Below are 19,288 nucleotides of genomic sequence, written 5' to 3'. Positions count from 1 at the left end.
TCTCTATATGCATGCCCTAATGGTTAGACTAGCGTTCCACCCATGCCCGGTCCTCCAGCAGACGCTCGACTGCCTGCCAGTCGGGAAGCGCTTCCCAATCACCGCGGCCTTGAACGACCAGCGAGCCGCAGATGCTGGCAATCCGTACGGCGTCAACTGCTGTTCTGCCGCGCAGCAGGCCGGACAGAAATCCTGCGCAGAACCCGTCTCCCGCTCCAACCGTGTCGACGACCTTCTCCGCCGGGAAGAACGGTACGTCGGACCGGCTTCCCCGCTCCAGCACAACCGTGCTGCCGTTATAGCCCTTCACAACCGAGACGGCCTTCAGCTTCGCAAGACGGGCCATGATATCCTGTTCACTGTCCGTATCGTAGAGCAGCTGCAGCTCATCCCACCCGGGAAGGAAATAATCGGCTTCCTCAGCAATTGGCAGCAGGACGCGGCGGGCGTCCTCTACACTCCACAGCTTAAGCCGGAGATTCGGATCAAAGCAGATGGTCACGCCGGCTTCCTTCGCCATCCGCACTGCCTCCAGCATCGTATTGCGAGCGGTTTCACTAATGGCTGCCGTGATGCCTGTTACATGCAGCAGCTTCGCTCCCTGTATGTATGCCTGATCAAGATGCTGAGGTTCCATGCGGCTTGCCGCCGAATGCTTCCGGTAGTAATGAACGGCCAGCTTGCCCGCGATGCTTTCCCGGAACATTAAGCCTGTCTGTTCACCGGCCAGCAGTCGGGCACGGGATACATCCACACCTTCTCCGCGGATCGCCTTCAGGATACGGGTGCCGAACGGGTCATGCCCCAGCGCTCCAAACCAGCCGACGGAGCTGCCCAGCCGGGCCGCTCCAATCGCTACATTACTCTCTGCGCCGCCAAATGAGTGCTCCAGCGCTGATGAATGCTCCAGCGCGCGAAATTCCGGTGTCATGAACAAGGCCATTGTTTCCCCGAATGTAATCAAATCAGGTGATTGAACAGTCACGTTCCCCTTCTCCCTTCGCTATGGCTGATTCTGACTCTACTGTCTCTGCTGCCTCTATACGACTTGCTTGTACATCGGGTACTGCATGAAATACAGAATAACCAGGTAAATGACCAGAACAATCAGGCTCATCGTCCGGACCCGCTTGATCATCTCTGCTGCACTCTTGCCAGAGCGGATCGAAGAAACGATTCCCTTCAGCGGCTTAGTCATTATTCCGCCAAGCGCAGCGATAGCCAGGAACAGTACGATGACGATAACCATCCATAGAGCCGTATAGTCGCCAGCCTGCGAGATCAGGTAACCGCCAGTAAGCAGCTGCAGGACCAGAAAGTACTGTGCAATCCGGTTGCCGAGCACCAGCCCATCAGCCAGCCCTGCCTGCCCTTCCCCAGTCAGCTGTGTGGTCCGCCCCACCAGGAACGGCAGCAGCAGATAGAAGCCCATACCGCCTGTTCCGATAACATGAAGCAGCAGCATAATATTCAACATCATCAGCACCCCCAAATTAATCTATTAAATAGTATACTGCAATCGTAATTCAAAGACAAAATCAGGCTCCTAGTCTTCGCTTGCACAATACGGCCTTAATCATAAAATAATCAATGTCTTCAGGCAGTGCTTCCTTCAGCGGCTTCAGCTTGTCTTCGCCGAGCTCGTCAGCCGCGCGGTGAATGGCTGCCTCCTGTGCCTCGCTTACAATGCGGGACCAGTCCAGCTCGCAGCCTTCCTCGGCACATCGGATCAGATGACCCTCGATCGTAACGGAGCTCATTCCTCTCTCCGCTGCAATCTGCTGTGGCGACATGCCGCTCTGGAACATCTCCCAGGTAACCGTGTGACTGGCCTCCGCTCTGCCTTCCTCCGGTGAGCCGCCACGCCGGGAAGCCGGCCTTTGTGCGGGAGCAGAACGATTGTCACTCTCGGCAACACCTTCGGATAAGCCGTTATCGCTATCCGTCCCGCCCCCAGTATGCTCAGCTATAAGCTCCAGCACTGCCCGGCCATACTTGTGCGCCTTCGCCGTACCCACACCCTTGATGCCAAGCAGGTCATCAAGTGTCCGCGGACGGGCTTCCGCCATCTCCCGCAGAGCGGCATCAAAGAAGAGCATGAACGGCGGAACGCCCTCTGAAGCGGCCGCTTCCTTGCGCCAGGCGCGAAGCGCTTCGAAGAGCGGCGTATTCACAGCGGAGCTGGACGATGCCGCACCTCCCAGAGCTTTGCGGGAAGGCTGCGACAGCACGGTTTTACGGCGGTAGAGCGTCTCCTTGCCCTCGAGCACAGGCAGCGCCTTCGCCGTCAAGGCGACTGTGGGGTACTGACCGTCGCTCATGCGCAGCAGTCCTTCGGCAACAAGCCAGTACAGGAGGTCAGCAATCTCCTTCTCCGAGCGGCTGCGCATCAGACCGTAGGTCGTCAGCCTGTCCAGGCCAAACTCCCGGATTCGCTTCTCTCCGGAGCCCTTCAGTACCTTCGCTGCCATCACGACCCCGAACCGGCCCTTCATCCGGCCAACACAGGACAGCGCCATCTGCGCATCCGCCGTTATATCTATTGGCTCGCTCGTATCCAGGCAGCTGCTGCACTTGCCGCAGGGAGCGACATCCGCTTCCCCGAAGTATTCCACAATAAACTGCTGCAGGCAGCGTTCTGTACGCGTGTAATTCATCATCGCATGCAGCTTCGACAGCTGGATGGATTTGCGCGATTCATCGCCGGTCCCCTGGTCGATCAAGAACCGCTGAATCTGTGTATCCTGCGGTTCAAAGAGCAGCACGCATTCGCTCTCTTCGCCGTCACGGCCGGCACGGCCTGCTTCCTGGTAGTATGACTCAATGTCGCCGGGCATCTGATAGTGCACGACATACCGGACATTCGGCTTATCGATCCCCATTCCGAAGGCATTGGTGGCCACCATGACACGAAGCTCGTCAAAACGGAATTTCTCCTGGTTCTCCGTCCGCTCCTCATCGCTTAATCCGCCGTGATATTTGCCCGCTTCCAATCCCCACTTGCCGAGCTCGGCATGCAGCTGCTCCACTTCCTTGCGGGTTGCCGCGTAAATGATGCCGGATTGCTCCCGCCGTTCCGCCAAATACTGCCGCAGGTAACCACGCTTATCCCCGCCGCTTAGCACGGAGAGCGACAGATTTGAGCGGGCAAAGCCCGTCACGAACACATTCGGATTTCGCAGCGACAGCATCGCGGATATATCCTCGGCTACATCCGGTGTAGCCGTTGCTGTAAATGCGGCAACAAGCGGCCGGTCCTGAAGGCGGCCGATCCATCCGGCGAGCTGCCTGTAGCTCGGACGGAAATCGTGGCCCCACTGCGAGACACAGTGCGCCTCGTCAATGGCGATGAGAGGTACACGCATCTGGGAGAGGAGGCCGGAGAAGGCCGGAGCATCCAGCCGTTCAGGAGCAATGTACAGCAGCTTATAATCGCCGCGAGCTGCCGAACGCATGACGTCACGGTACTCGGCAGCGCCGAGTGAGCTGTTCAAATAAGCGGCCGGCACACCCAGCCTGTTCAGCGCATCCACCTGATCCTTCATCAGCGAGATAAGCGGAGATACGACAACAGTCGTTCCCTCCAGAAGCATAGCCGGAATCTGGTAGCAAACCGACTTCCCCCCGCCCGTCGGCAGGATCGCCAGTGTGTCGCGCCCTTCCAGCAGCCCGCCGATAATATCCGATTGTCCTTTGCGGAAGCTGTCGTAGCCGTACACCGACTTCAGCAGCACCGCAGCCTGCTCCAATGCCGTCTGCTGTGTCTGCTGTCCTGATCCGGAATCCTCCCATTGCTGCTCCCGTTGCCTGCCAGTCATCTCGTTCCTTCCTTTCAGTGCAGCAGTTAATATGCAGGGGCTGTTAAACACGGCAAGACCCTGCCGTTAAGGTCAGGGTCTTGCGTGCAGGTGCTCCCTGCACTGCTGCGAAACATTCTATGTGTTAGCCTGTAATGACTTTAATGACGTTGCGAACAGAATCCGCTGACTTGTCCAGCGCCGCCTTCTCTTCTGCGGTCAGGTCCAGCTCGAATATCTTCTCGATGCCGTCACCGCCCAGAATAACCGGCACACCCATGAACAGGTTCTGGTATCCATACTCACCTTGAAGCAGTGCGATCACCGGGATGATGCGCTTCTTGTCCTTCAGAATCGCTTCTGTCATCTGGACAAGCGAAGCAGCCGGCGCATAGTAAGCACTGCCGTTGCCAAGCAGGTTAACGATCTCTCCGCCGCCAACGCGTGTACGCTGCACGATTGCTTCAATGCGGTCTGCAGGGATCAGCTTCTCAATCGGAATACCGCCTACATTCGAATAACGAACGAGCGGCACCATGTCATCGCCATGACCGCCAAGGACAAAGCCGCGGACATCCTCTACCGACACGTTAAGCTCCTGGGCAATGAACGTGCAGTAACGTGCCGTATCCAGAACACCGGACTGGCCGATTACGCGGTTCTTCGGAAAACCGAGTGCTTCGTTCGCTACGAATGTCATGGCGTCAACCGGATTGCTCAGGATGATGACATAAGCGTCAGGACTGGTAGCCTTGATGTTCTCGCACACGGATCTAACGATACCTGCATTCGTGTTCACAAGATCATCACGGCTCATGCCCGGCTTGCGCGCAATCCCCGCCGTAATAATCACAACATCGGAATCCTTCGTATCGCCGTAATCAGAAGTGCCCGTAATCTTCGCGTCCACGCCCTGCACAGGTGTCGATTCCAGCATATCAAGCGCTTTGCCCTTGGTCGGATTCTCCAGCTGCGGAATATCGACGAGCACGACATCTCCGAGCTCCTTCTGCGCCAGCATAAGGGCTGTTGTCGCACCGGTGAAGCCAGCGCCAATGACCGTGATTTTATTCCGTTTGATTGCCATATTCCCTGCCAACCTCCTATGAATTCCCGAAATGTCGGTCCGCTGCCGGACCGCTGAGCTTACAGATTGTTAATGATATGATCCGCAAACTCCGAGCATTTCACTTCTGTAGCGCCATCCATCAGACGCGCGAAATCATAGGTTACAGTCTTGTTATTGATCGAGGTTTCCATACCCTTGTAGATCAGATCCGCTGCTTCCTGCCAGCCCAGGTGCTCAAGCATCATAACGCCGGAGAGAATAACCGAGCCCGGATTTACAACGTCCTTGTCCGCATATTTAGGAGCCGTGCCGTGCGTCGCTTCAAAGATCGCATGACCGGTCAGGTAGTTAATGTTTGCGCCTGGCGCAATGCCGATGCCGCCAACCTGAGCAGCAAGCGCATCAGAGAGATAGTCACCATTAAGGTTCAAGGTAGCTATGACATCAAAGTCGGTAGGACGTGTCAATACCTGCTGCAGCGCGATGTCTGCAATAGCGTCTTTGACGATAACCTTGCCGGCTGCTTCCGCTTCTGCCTGTGCTTTATTAGCTGCATCTACGCCATCGGTTTCCTTAATACGGTCGTACTGTCCCCAGGTGAACGTCTTGTCAGCGAACTCCTGCTCAGCAACTTCATAACCCCAGTTCTTGAACGCGCCTTCTGTAAACTTCATGATGTTGCCCTTATGAACAAGTGTCACGGATTTGCGGCCGTGCTTGATCGCGTATTCAATCGCAGCGCGTGCAAGACGCTTCGAGCCTTCCGAGGAAACCGGCTTGATTCCGATGCCGGATGTTTCCGGGAAGCGGATTTTCTTAACGCCCATCTGCTCCTGCAGGAACGCAATCACTTTCTTCACTTCATCAGAGCCTTCCTGGTATTCAATACCGGCATAGATATCCTCTGTGTTCTCACGGAAGATAACCATGTTCACCAGCTCTGGCCGCTTGACAGGCGAAGGCACGCCGTCAAAGTAACGGACAGGACGCAGGCAAACATACAGATCCAGCTCCTGGCGCAGTGCCACGTTCAGGGAACGGATGCCGCCGCCGATCGGCGTTGTGAGCGGCCCCTTAATGGCCACGATGTATTCACGAATAGCAGTCAGCGTATCAGCAGGCAGCCATTCACCGTATGTATTGAATGCCTTCTCGCCGGCGAACACCTCGTACCAGGCGATTTTCTTCTCACCTTTATATGCCTTCTCAACCGCTGCGTCAAGAACCCGCTTGGAAGCGCGCCAGATGTCGCGTCCGGTACCATCACCTTCGATAAAAGGCACGATCGGATTGTTAGGCACCTGCAGTTTACCGTCTTGAATCGTAATCTTGTCACCTTCGGTTGGCATTGCGAATTTTTCCAGTTGCATCGAATGAATTCCTCCTTATCAACTTCTTATTGCTTGTCTATTATATCACACTTGCTCCGGAAGGGTCGGACGCCATCCTTGCGGCTGCTGGTTCCCGTCCTGCCCCTTCCCTTGTCATCCTGTTCTGCCATCTGACCAGTTTGCTAGCTTACCGCTGCTCAAGCGGTATAAACGGACTATCCGACGGGCCCGTATACTCGGCACGCGGACGAATCAGGCGATTGTTCTCATACTGCTCGAGAATATGCGCGGTCCACCCGGACACACGGCTGATCGCAAAGATCGGCGTAAAGAGGTCCCGGGAAATCTTCAATGTCGTATAGACGGATGCCGAATAGAAATCAACGTTTGGCTTGAGGCCCTTCTGGCCTGTTACCAGCTCTTCGATCTTGACCGACATATTGTAAAGCTCCATGTTTCCGGTAAGCTTGCCGAGCTCACGGGACATATGCTGCAGATGCTTGGCACGGGGATCGCCGTTCTTATAGACCCGGTGGCCAAAGCCCATAATCTTCACTTTATTGTTCAGCTTATCGTTAATGTAAGGTTCTACGTTGTCAACCGAACCGATCTCATCGAGCATGACCATAACCGCTTCATTGGCACCGCCGTGCAGCGGCCCTTTGAGCGCGCCAATTGCGGATGTGACGCCGGAATAGATGTCGGAGAGTGTGGCAACGGTCACCCGTGCGGCGAACGTGGAGGCGTTCAGCTCATGGTCCGCATGAAGCACAAGCGCCTGATCGAGCGCTTTCACAGCAACCTCTTCGGGCTCTTGTCCTGTCAGCATATACAGGAAATTGTAGGCAATTGTGGCTCCTGCTTTCGGAGCGATCGGTTCCTTGCCTTCCCGGATGCGGGCAAATGCGGCGACAATTGTCGGGAGCTGGGCCTGAAGCTTGATGGCTTTGCGCAGATTGGCTTCGGCTGACATATCGTTAGCCGACTCATCATACAGCGCTAGGCTTGAAACCGCTGTCCGCAAAGCAGCCATCGAGTTTGTTCCCTTAGGATAGAGCTTAATCTGCTCAAGCACCTCGGCAGGTACTGCGGCACTGGCGCTTAATTCATCCATCAAACCTTTCAATTCGGCAGCGTTCGGCAGCTTGCCGTACCAAAGCAGGTATGCGGTTTCTTCGAACGTCGCATGCTCCGCCAGCTCATCAATGTTAATGCCGCGGTAAGTCAACACGCCGTCAATGATCGAGCTGATTGACGAGGTAGTGGCGACAATGCCCTCAAGTCCTTTGGTTGCTGTCATCTTTCTCTCTCCTTTAACGTCAAAATGTGCCATCGTTATGCAATGTAAACGAAATCATTTCTAGCCCATGCATCTTTTTAATCATATAGGATTTTGTCAGGGTTGTGAACAAAAAGAGAAATAAAAATGCTTTATCGCCATCATAAAGATATTTTTCTGATAAATTTGCGGCTGAACATTGACTTTCGTCACAACCCGGCTACAAGGGAATTATTCCCACAACATCTCCATCATAACCTCCCTTTTACAGCCGCTTTCGTATTCGCCTGCCTTAGTGGTACACTAACCTTATAAGTTAGCTGGATACCGGATTTCAGTAAGCAGAAAGGACAACCATGATATGACGGAACAACGCATAGGTATTATCGATATTGGCTCCAACTCGATCCGCCTGGTCATTTATGAACGGACAGCATTGGGAGCTTACAGGGTAGTGGACAGCAGCAAGCAGGCCGGGAGGCTCAGCGATCAAATAGACAAGCATGACCGGCTGAACGAGGCTGCTGCCGAGCGGCTTGTCACTACACTTCGGCATTTCCGCCTGCTCTGCCAGCATCACGGCGCAGGCCGGGTACGAACGGTAGCCACGGCAGCAATCCGCAATGCGGTTAACCGCGACGACGTCGTAGGGCACCTGCAGCGGGAGACCGGTATGGAGATCGAGATTCTCAGCGGTGAACAGGAGGCTGCCTACGGCTTTCTCGGTATGATCAACACCATGGCGATCCGGGACGGCTTCCTGATCGATATCGGCGGGGGCAGTACAGAGCTCTCGCTCTTCCGGGACGGCAGGCTCAGGCGCAGCTACTCGTTCCCCTTCGGCTGCGTAAATCTGGCCAAGGCTTATGCGCCAAAGGGCATGCTTGAGGACCCTGGCCTGCAGGAGCTCGAAGCCTATATCCTTCATGCCATTGATACAGAGCCTTGGATCAAGGAATTCCCGGGTCTTCCGCTCGTTGGAGTCGGGGGAACAGTACGGTCAGCCGCCAAGATCCACCAGGCGAAGACCAAATATCCGCTCCCGCTAACCCATAATTATGAGATGGATAACGGCGAGATGGACAGCCTGTTTGGCGAGCTTCGCAGCCTGCCGCTGGACAAGCGCAAGAAAACACCAGGCTTGTCAAAGGACAGAGCCGATCTTATCGTTCCGGGACTCGCCATATTGCGATGCTTCAGCCGGGCTGTTCAAGCCAGCAATTACCTGGTCTGCGGCGCGGGACTGCGTGACGGCCTCTTCTATGACTCCCTGCTGCAGGAAGGAAGCAGGCTGGATGACGTCCTGGAGTACAGCATCGCCAACCTGCAGGCGCTGTACCCGGATGTACCACAGGGACATGTCGGACAGGTAAACAGGCTGGCGATGCAGCTCTATGAGACCCTGAGGCCTGCCTGTGACCTGGACAAGGATGCATCCATCTGGCTTCATACGGCTTCTTCGCTGTTCAGGATTGGAGCAAGCATCGACTACTACCATTACGCCAAGCATACATTCTACCTGATGACCAACAGCCGTCTGAACGGCTTGTCTCACAGAGGGATTATACTAGCTTCGGCCATTGCCTCCTACAAAAACAAGAGCGGTGCCCGGCATCTTCACCATGCCTATCAGCCGCCGCTCCAAGAACAAGATCTTGACTTGATTTACAGACTGGGAACACTGCTGCAGCTCGCCATCGCGCTGGACCGTAGCAAGTCGCAGCTTATCGGGAGCCTCAATATCGAGATTAGCTCCACCAAGCTGCTGCTGACTGCAGACTCTGCCACTGCGCCTCTCGACATGGAGAGGAAGGAAGTCGAGAGCATGGCTGCTGATTTCAAGAAAGTGTGGGGTATTGTGCCCATACTGCTCTAGACACCATTAGACATAGCCCTTCCATTCCGGTGTATCCTTGGCTTCGAACTGGCTTCTGAACGGGGTAAGCTCATTATGAACCCGTATATAGCCGCCGCCCGACTGCAGCTCTCTTGCCTTAACGTTATCGCGCAGGTTGAGCTGCAGGATATTAATCATGATCTTGCGCAGGGAATTATCGAACACTGGACACATCAGCTCAATTCTCCGGGTCAGATTCCGGGTCATCCAGTCCGCGCTCGAAAGATAAACCTCCTCCTGACCCCCATTGCTGACATAAATAATTCTGGAATGCTCAAGGAAACGGTCTACAATACTAATCACCCGGATATTCTCGCTTCTGCCGGGAACACCTGGGCGCAGACAGCATACCCCGCGCACAATCAGCTCGATTTTGACACCCGCTTGTGATGCCTCATACAGCTTGTCGATCATACCCTGGTCGGATAACGAATTCATCTTGGCGATTAGATGAGCAGGCCTGCCTTGCCGGGCGTGCTCGCTTTCCCTGTCGATCAACTCATACAGCCTGCTTCGCAGACCGCTTGGCGCCACGGCAAAGGCACGCCATTCATAAGGCGCCGAGTAACCGGTCATCTCGTTAAACAGTGCGGAAGCATCTGCTCCAATCACCGGATGCGAGGTGAACAGTCCGACATCCGTATACAGCTTGGCTGTATTGCCATTGTAGTTCCCTGTTCCGACATGAACATAACGACGCAGATAATTGGTTTCCCGGCGCACAACGAGCAGGATCTTGGCATGTGTCTTCAGGCCTACGAGCCCGTATACCACATGACAGCCCGCCTTCTCCAGCTGCCGGGCCCACGCAATATTCCGTTCCTCATCAAATCTTGCCTTCAGCTCCACCACAACCGTAACCTGTTTACCCTCCTCCGCTGCCTTGGCAAGCGCTCTTACGAGAGTAGATTGACCGCTGACGCGGTACAGTGTCATCTTGATAGCGAGCACATCCGGGTCAGAAGCGGCCTGCTGCACAAAATCGTTCACCGCCTCAAACGACTCATACGGATGGTACAGCAGCACATCGCGCTGCCTCAGCACCTCGAACATGTCCTCAGCCTGTTCGAATTCACGGGGATATACAGGCTCCATCGGCGGATAGCGGAGGTTGTCCCGTCCGGGTATGGAGCCGGCGAACTTCATCAGGAACGAAAGGTCGAGCGGACCTTCAATCGGAACGACATTCTCGCCGATCTCCAGCTCCTCCTGAAGCACCGCCAGGGCATATTCGTTCATCCCCTTGGCAAACTCAAGCCGCACTGGCAAGCCCCATCTGCGCTTCCTGAGCTCCTTCTCAATCTCCTCTAGAAGGTCCTCTGCGCCTTCCTCGTTAAGTGTCAGATCCGCATTTCGCGTAACGCGGAACGGACAGACAGAGAAAGGTTTATAACCATAGAACAGCGTATCCATATGCCGCTCTATTATATCCTCCAGCAGCACATACTCCAGCTTCTTGCTGTTGCCCCTGCCCGGCACCTTTACACACCGGGGCAGAATAGAAGGAACCTGCACAATGGCAAAATACGGCTCCTCCTCATGCGAATGACCATCCTTGCGCAGCAGAACAGCCAGATAAAGCTCCTTCGTATGTACAAGAGGAAACGGCCGGCTCTGATCGAAAGCCATCGGTGTAAGAACCGGGAAGACGATATCATTGTAATAATCCTCAAGCGATTCCTGCTGGCCCGGATTCAGCTCCTCATACGTGCGTATGATGATACCCTCCTTCGCCAGCCCCCTGAGCACATCACGGTATGTACGATACTGCTCGGCAACCATCATCTGCGTCCGCTTCATCAGACGCTTCCAGAGGCCTGCCGGAGAATAACCCGTATAATCAATCTTGGTTAAGCCCGCTTTCATCTGATCCTGTATCCCCGCTACACGCACGCTTGTAAACTCATCCAGATTCGAGGTAACGATAGCCAGAAATTTCGCCCGCTCCAGCAGCGGATTGCTTGAATCCTGTGCTTCTTCCAGCACTCTTCTGTTAAACTCGATCCAGCTCAAATCTCGATTCACATACTGTGACAACTGTCTGGTCATAACCGGATCCTCCCCGTCATTTTCTCCCATTATGCGACATGTTTATTATGTAGATGTTAAAAGAGTCTTGCCGCGAAGTAAACAAGCCTCTGCCTGCGTAAAGTGTCCGTCCCGGTGGTAATGTACAAGCAATATACCACTACCGAAAGGAGGACGGATATGGATCGAGTATTCTGGCAGCGGACAACGCGGGCCTTGTGGGTTGCGGCCTTTATAGCAGTTGTGATCCTGGCCTTCATGTATGTAACGCCAATTGTTTATCCCTTTGTATTCGGCTGGCTGCTCGCCTATCTTCTCAACCCGCTTATTAATTGGCTGCAGCGCAAGGCGCGTTTCCCACGCTGGCTGGCCGTTATCTCCACTCTCCTTGTCGCTGTGGGCTTGATCAGCGGGATAGCGGCGGCGCTGGTAAGCCGCATTGTTAATGAAATCATCTATCTATCCGGTGAAGTGGACTCCACTATAGCATGGTGGGGAGAAACGATTCAGAAGCTCATGGAGCGGGACGAAATTAAAAATTTGACGAATCGTATCACAGAGTTCTACGCCCAGCATCCCGAGCTTGAGGAGACGATCAAGACAAATGCAGCGGAATCAACAACTGTATTAACAGATGCCCTATCCCAGGCCGCTTCCTTCTTCTTCAGCTTCCTGATCCGGATGATCTATTCGCTTCCGACCTTTGCCATGATCTCCGTCATTGTGGTAATGGCCGCCTTCTTCATCAGCAAGGACTGGTACCGCTACACAACCCGTCTAAACAGCTGGTTTCCCACGAAGATCAGACGCACGACCTTTATTGTAACGACCAATGTTCAGAAGGCTCTGTTCGGTTACATACGCACCCAGCTGATAATCATTTCCATAACGGCTGTCCTGATTATTATCGGCCTGCTGATCCTCCGGGTTCCTTATGCCGTAACAATCGGCCTGCTGATTGGCGTCGTTGACCTGCTGCCCTACCTTGGCGTAGGCCTTGTCTTCGTCCCTTGGATTATCTATGTCTTCTTCTATGGAGATGCCTCGCTCGGGATCGGTCTGTCCGTCCTGTTCATCATCATCATCACAGCCAGACAAATCATTGAGCCTAAAGTGCTGGCAAGCAGTGTAGGCATGGAGCCGCTCCCAATGCTGATTTCTATGTTTGTTGGCCTGAAGCTGTTCGGGGTGCTCGGTCTCATAATCGGTCCTGTTGCGCTGGTGGTAATCACTGCCTTTCAGAAGGCGGATGTGTTCCGGGATACCTATCATTTCATCAAATATGGCAAGCGCAGAAAATAAACAGGCGTGCGCAGAACAAGCAGCCTGCAGCCAGCAAGCCCTATTCACACCCGCTGGCTGTCTGCAAGCTTACCAGCGGCGGACGACAAACTGGCCGCTGCGCATCCGCTTCTCCAGCCACTTCAGCAGGACGCCCCTATAGATCATCCGCGTCGGCGGGATGAGCAGGGAGAAGCCCACCGCATCGGTTATGAAGCCGGGTGTAAGCAGAAGAACACCGCCAATAACAATACAAATGCCGTCCAGCAGTGTCCGGCCGGGAATCTGGCCGCTTTGCATCTGCTGCTGTGCTTCAAGCAGCGCTTTGCGGCCTTCCTTCTTGGCAAGGTAAGCGCCGATAACGCCAGTCAGCAGGATCAGCAGGAAGGTAGCTGTCCCTCCGATCCAGCTGCCCATCCGGAGGATACCCCAGATTTCAACCGCTGGTACGATAACAATAGCAAGCAGTATCCATTTCCCCATATGATGCCTCCTCATTCGTGTCCTACTCACTGCTGTGCAGAAGGCTTTGCAGCCGCTCGTACAAGGCAGGGGCTGTCCGGTCAAGACGGTGCGGCTTCCAGTCACGATTAACCCAAACATGACGTGTACCTCCCCAGACAAGCAGCTCTCCCGGCAGATCCCCCGCAGACGCGCTGCCGTCCGGCTCTGCTGAGCCAGCCTCTTCCGGCAGCAGGCGGCGTACCTGTGTTTCGAATGCAACCCTCAGCGGGCTCATGTCTGCAAGTCTGGTACAAATCAGCACCAGATCATCATACAAAGCCGGCTTCTCGAATTTAATCGTAAGCTCAGTGACCGGCAGCAGGAGACCCATCTCCTCAAATGTCCGGTAAGGAACCCCTGCTTGCCGGATGTACTCTGTTCTTCCTATCTCAAACCAGTTTGCATAATTGGCGTGATAAACTACCGCCATCTGATCTGTTTCCTGGTAACGGACACGCAGGCGGTGTATATGCCAATTAGCAGCCATGCTATCCCTTCCTTCTCTAATTTTACCACTTCATTCTACCCAATGGTACTCGATGATGAAACAAAGAGCGACGGTGTCAGCACCATCGCTCTGTTCTGCCTGCAAGAGGCTCATTCGTTATTAAGATAATGCGGGCTTGTCCAGCTTACAGGACTCTGGCTTGTCCGGTATAGATCACGCCAGCTTCTGCATAAACCGTAACTTCCATACCGTCCTTGAAAAGCTCAGTTGCATTGCTGACACCCAGGATGACCGGGATGCCAACATTCAGGCCAACGACCGCTGCGTGGCTCGTAATCCCGCCCTGCTCGGTGATAACAGCTGCCGCTTTCTCAACTGCCGGCATAAACTCTTTATCGGTGGACGGAGTAACCAGAATATCGCCGCGCTGCAGCTTCGCAATTGCTTCTTCCGGCGTACGCGCTACAACAACCTTGCCTGTAGCAGCCAATGTTCCGATACCTTGTCCCTTCGCAACCAGATCGCCTACCGTGTGAATCTTGATCAGATTCGTGGAGCCGGAGCGGCCAACCGGAACACCTGCTGTAATCACAACCGTGTCTCCAAGACGGACAAGACCTGTATTGATAGCGCCTTGAACAGCGATATCGAACATTTCATCCGTTGTTTCAGCCGGTGTGCCAAGTGCGGGAATAACGCCCCATACGAGAGCCAGACGGCGAAGCACCTGCTCAACAGGCGTTACCGCAATGATTGGCGCCTTAGGACGGTACTTGGAGATCATACGCGCCGTATAACCGCTTTCTGTCGATGTAATGATCGCGTTAGCGTTCAGATCAAGCGCCGAGTTGGCAACAGCCTGGCTGATTGCCTCCGTAACGGTTGTCTGCTGAGCGTTCGCCTGCTTCGTGAAGATTTCACGGTAATGCAGAGCCGATTCCGCACGCTCAGCAATCCGGGACATTGTCAGAACAGATTCCACAGGGTACTTGCCTGCAGCCGTTTCGCCGGACAGCATGATGGCATCCGTTCCGTCGAAGATAGCGTTCGCCACGTCACTTGCTTCCGCACGCGTCGGGCGCGGGTTGCGCTGCATGGAGTCGAGCATTTGAGTAGCAGTGATAACCGGCTTGCCTGCGCGATTACACTTCTCAATCATTTGCTTTTGGACCAGGGGAACTTCCTCTGCCGGAATTTCTACGCCGAGGTCGCCACGCGCAACCATCAGACCGTCGGACACTTCAAGGATATCATCCAGATTGTCAACGCCCTGCTGGTTTTCGATTTTGGAGATGATTTGAATATGGGGAGCGTTATGACGCTCAAGAAGCTCACGGATTTCAAGCACATCGCTTGCTTTGCGAACGAAGGAAGCGGCAATGAAGTCTACGCCCTGCTCGATACCAAAAACGATATCGCCAGCGTCTTTCTCTGTGATGCCCGGCAGGGAAATATGTACGCCTGGCACGTTAACGCCCTTCTTGCTCTTAATTTGTCCGCTGTTGACGATTTGGCATTTGACCTCTGTGCCCTGGATATCAACAACCGTCAATCCGATCAGGCCGTCATCGATGAGGATCGTGGAACCGACTTGAACGTCAGCCGGCAGATTCTTGTAGGTGACCGGCACACGGTTACGGTCGCCCTGAATTTCTTCCGTTGTCAGCACGATGTAATCGCCCTGTTCAAGCTCGATCGGCTCTTCAGCCAGCTTGCCAAGACGGATTTCCGGTCCTTTGGTATCGAGAAGAATAGCAACGCTTTTGCCAAGTTCAGCACATGCCTGACGGATATTCTTGATCCGGTTGCCGTGCTCTTCAAAGTCGCCGTGGGAGAAGTTAAGACGAGCAACGTTCATCCCTGCCATAATAAGCTTCTTTAGATTATCAAGCGATTCGCTGGCCGGGCCGATAGTGCATACGATCTTCGTTTTCCGCATTAGTGGTTTCCTCCGTTTATCTACCTGTTTGTGGGAAATAGAGGCGTCTCTTATGAAACATTCTCGCTTAGACGCAGTTGACGCTCCTATCCCGCAAGAAAATGCTTCACCCGCAGCTGTTGCGGGGAAGCTGTGTTAAACACGTCTCTGTTAAAATTACACGAATACCGTCGATCTGTACAGTAGCATTTACCATATTTTCAATAACAATTTGGTTACAGTTTTTCGACAGCATCTTCCACAGATCGTGATTTTCCGCACCTTCTTCATCATATTACCATTTAAAGGGGGGCTGTTTCAATCGGTTCTGTCGGCAACTCTTCATCCGCGCCTGACTCTCCGCCGGATGCAGCCGCCGATGCATAGATGCCGATCTTCCTGAATTTCCGGTAACGGTCCTCAACCAGTGTGTCGGGCGCCATGGCTGAGAGCTCCTGGAGATGGCGCCAAAGCGCATCCTTGATCGCTTCCGCCTGCTGCTCCAGATTCCGATGCGCTCCGCCATGAGGCTCAGGGATGATTTCTTCCACAATGCCGAAATCCTTCAGGTCTTTGGCTGTGATTTTCATCGCTTCTGCCGCCTGATCCGCCTTGGAGGCATCCTTCCACAGAATGGAAGCGGCACCGTTTGGCGAAATTACGGAGTAGATGGCATTCTCCAGCATCAGCACCCGGTTGCCTACTCCAAGAGCAAGTGCCCCGCCGCTGCCGCCTTCACCGATCACGACACAGATGATCGGCACGCCAAAGGTAGCCATTTCACGCAGGTTGCGGGCGATGGCCTCCGACTGGCCTCGTTCCTCTGCCGTATTGCCGGGATAAGCACCCTTCGTGTCGATGAACGTGATAATCGGCCGCTTGAACTTGTCTGCCTGCTGCATCAGCCTCAGTGCCTTGCGGAAGCCCTCCGGATGCGGACTGCCGAAGAAACGTGCAATATTATCCTTCGTATCCTTGCCCCGCTGGTGTCCAATGACGGTGACCGGTATGCCGTTCAGCTTCGCGAGCCCGCCGACAATGGCCAGGTCATCCGCGAAGAGACGGTCGCCGTGCACCTCGAGGAAATCCGTGAATACCGTCTGGATGAAGTCCAGCGACGTCGGCCGCTGATGATGCCTTGCCAGATGCATCTTCTGAGCAGGCGTGAGCTCGCTGTAGAGCTCCTGCTCCAGCTGCGCGTAACGCTGCTCGAGCCGGTTAATTTCATCGGTAAAATCAATGCCCTTCTCCTGGCCGAACCGCTTCAGCTCGTCAATCTTGTTTCGAAGCTCGGAAAGCGGCTTCTCAAAGGAAAGCTCACCCGCCATGAGGCACAACCTCCTTCACCATGTGCATATCCAGCAGCCTTGTCAGCACACTCTTCATTTCCTTGCGGTGTACGACCATATCAAGCTGCCCGTGCTGCATATTAAACTCCGCTGTCTGGAAGTTGTCCGGCAGCTTCTGCCGGATTGTCTGCTCAATGACAATCCGTCCCGCGAAACCGACAAGAGCGCCAGGCTCGGCCAGATTGTAGTCGCCGAGGCTCGCAAAGCTCGCCGTTACCCCGCCCATTGTCGGGTCTGTCATAACCGATATGAACAATCCGCCCGCACCCTGGAACTTGGCCAGCGCAGCGCTTGTCTTCGCCATCTGCATCAGGCTGAGTATGCTCTCCTGCATACGCGCGCCGCCGGATGTTGAGAAAATGATAACCGGCAGCTGCTTCTCATGGGCTTGTTCGATGGCGCGCGTAATTTTCTCCCCGACAACAGAACCCATGCTGCCGCTGAAGAAATCGAAGCTCATCACGGCGACAACAACGGGAAACCCGCCGATTTCTCCTTCGCCGGTTACAACTGCGTCCTTCAGGCCGGAATTAAGCTTCTGCTGCTCCAGCTTGTCAGCATAACCAGGGAAACCGAGCGGGTCCTCGGACAGCATGTCCGCATCAAACTCGGTCAGCCGCCCGTCGTCCATAATCATCTGAATCCGTTCCCAGGCATTCAGCCGGAAATGATGGCCGCATGAGGAGCATACCTTCAGATTCTTCTCCAATTCCTTACTGTATTGAATGTTGCCGCATTTCGCACACTTATTCATCAGCCCTTCCGGAATATCCCGTTTCGGACGTTCGGATGGAACCGTGGCGTATTTCTTCTTATGAAACAAATCCTTAAACATCGGGACACCTCACAAGGCGCAATAGTTTAGTGACACACATCTCGGCCGGCGCGCCTTCCAGCGAGGCTATGCTTGTCGTTCCGGGCCGGTGTCGGCACTTCCGGGAATGAACCGTCATGAATGGAGAATGGAATTCAGCACTTCCTGAACCTCTTCCAATTCCCCGGATGGAACCAATATCTCAAATTGATGCTTGGAAAGATTGACGGGACGGACTTTCACCATAAAGCCTTCTTCAGTCAATCGCGTCCTGATCCTCTCCGAAATCTTGGCTGTAGGAGCGATATAGATTACCGTCCACATTGAAATGGTACCCCCTAAAATACTCGGAATGAGGCCGTATATTGCCATAATGATATCATAAGACCGCTTGGGGCCGCAACAAACCGGGCGGCCGCGAATGCCCGTAAATCAAGCATAATACTCGCTAAAAGGCTTGGCCCGGGCGGCTTTTTTGCGGGAAATGCTGCATGGGGAAATCAAGTAAAATAATCGATTAGCGGCAGTCGTTCGTACGCTGTCTCCGGTTATTCGGGATCTGCCCAGCGCGGCAGACCGTAATCCTTGGCAGCCGGGTCCTGATGGGCAATCCGGGCCGAGGCTGCAGCGGCAAGACCTGCCACCAGATCATCCAGGAACACATGAATATGCTCGGTATCCCGGTTAAGCCTGTCAATGACACCCGGCTTAACTTTATCCAAATAACCAAAGCTAGTCAATCCGATCATGCCATAAACATGGACAATACCCAAGGCAACCGTTTCATCCACGCCGTACAGGGACTCATCCGACTCCATGATCGCCTGCAGTGGCTCGGGAAGCAGTTTCCGTTCCGCAAGCTCGTCTAGCGCCATACCCGTAAAGAGCACGTACTGCACTTCGCGCTTGCCCAGCACCGCGCGGACACTCTCCAGACAGTCTTCCATCGTCAGCTTGTCATTATAAGGCCGCTGCAGGGTATGGACGATCTCCGCCACCTCTTCTATGCAAACGCCCCGTCTCTCCAGCCAATCTTCTATCGCGCCAGTCAACCGCATACCTCCTGTCTACGGCGCCCCCACCTGATCTGTTCCTGGTGGAGGCGCATGGTTACAGGCTTTGTCCTGTGTACTTCTACGTATATGCGCGAACCCGGCCCGATGTGTCAGTTTCGGTTAAATCATGTGACCAAAAAAAAGAAGGCATCAAAGTCAGCGCTTGAGCGCAGGACCCGGATGCCTTCGGTTATTTGACGACTGCCGAGCCTTTGCCGAGCAGCTTGTCGATTTCGGCTATCAGCGATGGAGACGGCTTGACCCGGCTCTTCTCCGAGAGCACCATCGTCTTCTGTTCGCGTTCATAGAACAGAACAGTGTCCAGCGGACCCGCATGGGAAGCGAGCAGCTGCTTCAGCTGCGCCAGCAGCGCAGGCTGCTCGCGGTCCGCTGTGATCTTGATGTACAGCCGCTGCGCACGGCTTGCGGCTGTACGGCGCGGCGCGGCCGCGGGCTCCGCCCCGCGCGCCTGCGCCGCCTTAGCGGGCCGCTGCGCGCCGGCCCGCTCCTCCGGGGCC

At 54.5% G+C, this 19,288-nt stretch carries 17 protein-coding genes; 2 read left to right on the top strand and 15 right to left on the bottom strand.

The window, feature by feature from the left end:
* Nucleotides 1–28: 28 nt before the first annotated feature.
* The 6 genes from DNH61_RS19115 to citZ form a co-directional block, all read right to left on the bottom strand.
* On the bottom strand, nt 29–985 hold the full coding sequence (locus DNH61_RS19115) for a sugar kinase (protein ID WP_111148399.1): 957 nt from the start codon (nt 983–985) through the stop codon (nt 29–31).
* Between the two features lie 54 nt (nt 986–1,039).
* Nucleotides 1,040–1,480, bottom strand: coding sequence for a hypothetical protein (locus DNH61_RS19110; protein WP_245948261.1), 441 nt, complete (start codon nt 1,478–1,480; stop codon nt 1,040–1,042).
* A 58-nt stretch (nt 1,481–1,538) separates the two neighbouring features.
* Nucleotides 1,539–3,818: a DNA helicase RecQ gene (gene recQ / locus DNH61_RS19105; protein ID WP_111148395.1), complete on the bottom strand. Its 2,280-nt coding sequence runs from the start codon at nt 3,816–3,818 to the stop codon at nt 1,539–1,541.
* Between the two features lie 124 nt (nt 3,819–3,942).
* Nucleotides 3,943–4,884 carry a malate dehydrogenase gene (gene mdh, locus DNH61_RS19100; RefSeq protein ID WP_111148393.1) on the bottom strand — a complete coding sequence of 314 codons (942 nt, stop codon included), beginning with the start codon at nt 4,882–4,884 and terminating at the stop codon, nt 3,943–3,945.
* 59 nt (nt 4,885–4,943) lie between these two features.
* Complete coding sequence (icd, locus tag DNH61_RS19095) at nt 4,944–6,236, bottom strand: NADP-dependent isocitrate dehydrogenase (RefSeq protein ID WP_111148391.1); 1,293 nt, start codon at nt 6,234–6,236, stop codon at nt 4,944–4,946.
* 148 nt (nt 6,237–6,384) lie between these two features.
* Nucleotides 6,385–7,497 carry a citrate synthase gene (gene citZ, locus DNH61_RS19090; protein WP_111148389.1) on the bottom strand — a complete coding sequence of 371 codons (1,113 nt, stop codon included), beginning with the start codon at nt 7,495–7,497 and terminating at the stop codon, nt 6,385–6,387.
* A gap of 340 nt (nt 7,498–7,837) precedes the next feature.
* Between citZ and DNH61_RS19085 the strand changes: the two genes are divergently transcribed.
* A complete protein-coding gene (locus tag DNH61_RS19085) occupies nt 7,838–9,352 on the top strand; it encodes a Ppx/GppA phosphatase family protein (RefSeq protein ID WP_111148387.1) in 1,515 nt (504 codons plus the stop codon).
* 6 nt (nt 9,353–9,358) lie between these two features.
* Here DNH61_RS19085 and ppk1 read toward each other — a convergent pair whose 3' ends face one another.
* Complete coding sequence (gene ppk1, locus DNH61_RS19080) at nt 9,359–11,422, bottom strand: polyphosphate kinase 1 (RefSeq protein ID WP_111148385.1); 2,064 nt, start codon at nt 11,420–11,422, stop codon at nt 9,359–9,361.
* A gap of 159 nt (nt 11,423–11,581) precedes the next feature.
* Here ppk1 and ytvI point away from each other — a divergent pair, with 159 nt between their 5' ends.
* Complete coding sequence (ytvI, locus tag DNH61_RS19075; RefSeq protein WP_111148383.1) at nt 11,582–12,703, top strand: sporulation integral membrane protein YtvI; 1,122 nt, start codon at nt 11,582–11,584, stop codon at nt 12,701–12,703.
* Between the two features lie 69 nt (nt 12,704–12,772).
* Here ytvI and DNH61_RS19070 read toward each other — a convergent pair whose 3' ends face one another.
* From DNH61_RS19070 to DNH61_RS26480, 8 genes are all read right to left on the bottom strand, one after another.
* Entirely contained in the window at nt 12,773–13,165 is a 393-nt protein-coding gene (locus DNH61_RS19070) for an FxsA family protein (RefSeq protein WP_111148381.1), read from the bottom strand.
* 22 nt (nt 13,166–13,187) lie between these two features.
* Nucleotides 13,188–13,673: an acyl-CoA thioesterase gene (locus tag DNH61_RS19065; RefSeq protein ID WP_111148379.1), complete on the bottom strand. Its 486-nt coding sequence runs from the start codon at nt 13,671–13,673 to the stop codon at nt 13,188–13,190.
* Nucleotides 13,674–13,818: 145 nt separating this feature from the next.
* Nucleotides 13,819–15,573, bottom strand: coding sequence for a pyruvate kinase (gene pyk, locus DNH61_RS19060; RefSeq protein ID WP_111148377.1), 1,755 nt, complete (start codon nt 15,571–15,573; stop codon nt 13,819–13,821).
* 281 nt (nt 15,574–15,854) lie between these two features.
* Entirely contained in the window at nt 15,855–16,880 is a 1,026-nt protein-coding gene (locus DNH61_RS19055; RefSeq protein WP_111148375.1) for an acetyl-CoA carboxylase carboxyltransferase subunit alpha, read from the bottom strand.
* On the bottom strand, nt 16,870–17,736 hold the full coding sequence (gene accD, locus DNH61_RS19050) for an acetyl-CoA carboxylase, carboxyltransferase subunit beta (RefSeq protein WP_111148373.1): 867 nt from the start codon (nt 17,734–17,736) through the stop codon (nt 16,870–16,872). Before accD ends, DNH61_RS19055 begins: the two co-directional genes overlap by 11 nt.
* Before the next feature lie 114 nt (nt 17,737–17,850).
* Entirely contained in the window at nt 17,851–18,039 is a 189-nt protein-coding gene (locus DNH61_RS19045) for a glutamate decarboxylase (RefSeq protein WP_111148371.1), read from the bottom strand.
* A gap of 224 nt (nt 18,040–18,263) precedes the next feature.
* Nucleotides 18,264–18,767 carry a phosphatidylglycerophosphatase A family protein gene (locus tag DNH61_RS19040; protein WP_111148369.1) on the bottom strand — a complete coding sequence of 168 codons (504 nt, stop codon included), beginning with the start codon at nt 18,765–18,767 and terminating at the stop codon, nt 18,264–18,266.
* A 193-nt stretch (nt 18,768–18,960) separates the two neighbouring features.
* Nucleotides 18,961–19,288 (bottom strand): hypothetical protein (locus DNH61_RS26480; protein WP_181438788.1); only part of this gene is annotated, 328 nt, incomplete at its 5' end.

The organism is Paenibacillus sambharensis (assembly GCF_003233845.1).
GTDB classification, from domain to species: Bacteria; Bacillota; Bacilli; order Paenibacillales; family Paenibacillaceae; genus Paenibacillus_I; species Paenibacillus_I sambharensis.
The sequence above is the reverse complement of the archived record's forward strand: the minus strand, read 5'-3'. Positions and strand labels throughout refer to the sequence as shown.

What these genes read in the sequence shown, in the direction of transcription:
- DNH61_RS19110 (WP_245948261.1), bottom strand. Translation starts at nt 1,480, where the DNA reads ATGATGTTGAATATTATGCTGCTGCTTCATGTTATCGGAACAGGCGGT.
- recQ (WP_111148395.1), bottom strand. Translation starts at nt 3,818, where the DNA reads ATGACTGGCAGGCAACGGGAGCAGCAATGGGAGGATTCCGGATCAGGA.
- mdh (WP_111148393.1), bottom strand. Translation starts at nt 4,884, where the DNA reads ATGGCAATCAAACGGAATAAAATCACGGTCATTGGCGCTGGCTTCACC.
- icd (WP_111148391.1), bottom strand. Translation starts at nt 6,236, where the DNA reads ATGCAACTGGAAAAATTCGCAATGCCAACCGAAGGTGACAAGATTACG.
- citZ (WP_111148389.1), bottom strand. Translation starts at nt 7,497, where the DNA reads ATGACAGCAACCAAAGGACTTGAGGGCATTGTCGCCACTACCTCGTCA.
- DNH61_RS19085 (WP_111148387.1), top strand. Translation starts at nt 7,838, where the DNA reads ATGACGGAACAACGCATAGGTATTATCGATATTGGCTCCAACTCGATC.
- ppk1 (WP_111148385.1), bottom strand. Translation starts at nt 11,422, where the DNA reads ATGACCAGACAGTTGTCACAGTATGTGAATCGAGATTTGAGCTGGATC.
- ytvI (WP_111148383.1), top strand. Translation starts at nt 11,582, where the DNA reads ATGGATCGAGTATTCTGGCAGCGGACAACGCGGGCCTTGTGGGTTGCG.
- DNH61_RS19070 (WP_111148381.1), bottom strand. Translation starts at nt 13,165, where the DNA reads ATGGGGAAATGGATACTGCTTGCTATTGTTATCGTACCAGCGGTTGAA.
- DNH61_RS19065 (WP_111148379.1), bottom strand. Translation starts at nt 13,673, where the DNA reads ATGGCTGCTAATTGGCATATACACCGCCTGCGTGTCCGTTACCAGGAA.
- pyk (WP_111148377.1), bottom strand. Translation starts at nt 15,573, where the DNA reads ATGCGGAAAACGAAGATCGTATGCACTATCGGCCCGGCCAGCGAATCG.
- DNH61_RS19055 (WP_111148375.1), bottom strand. Translation starts at nt 16,880, where the DNA reads ATGGCGGGTGAGCTTTCCTTTGAGAAGCCGCTTTCCGAGCTTCGAAAC.
- accD (WP_111148373.1), bottom strand. Translation starts at nt 17,736, where the DNA reads ATGTTTAAGGATTTGTTTCATAAGAAGAAATACGCCACGGTTCCATCC.
- DNH61_RS19045 (WP_111148371.1), bottom strand. Translation starts at nt 18,039, where the DNA reads ATGTGGACGGTAATCTATATCGCTCCTACAGCCAAGATTTCGGAGAGG.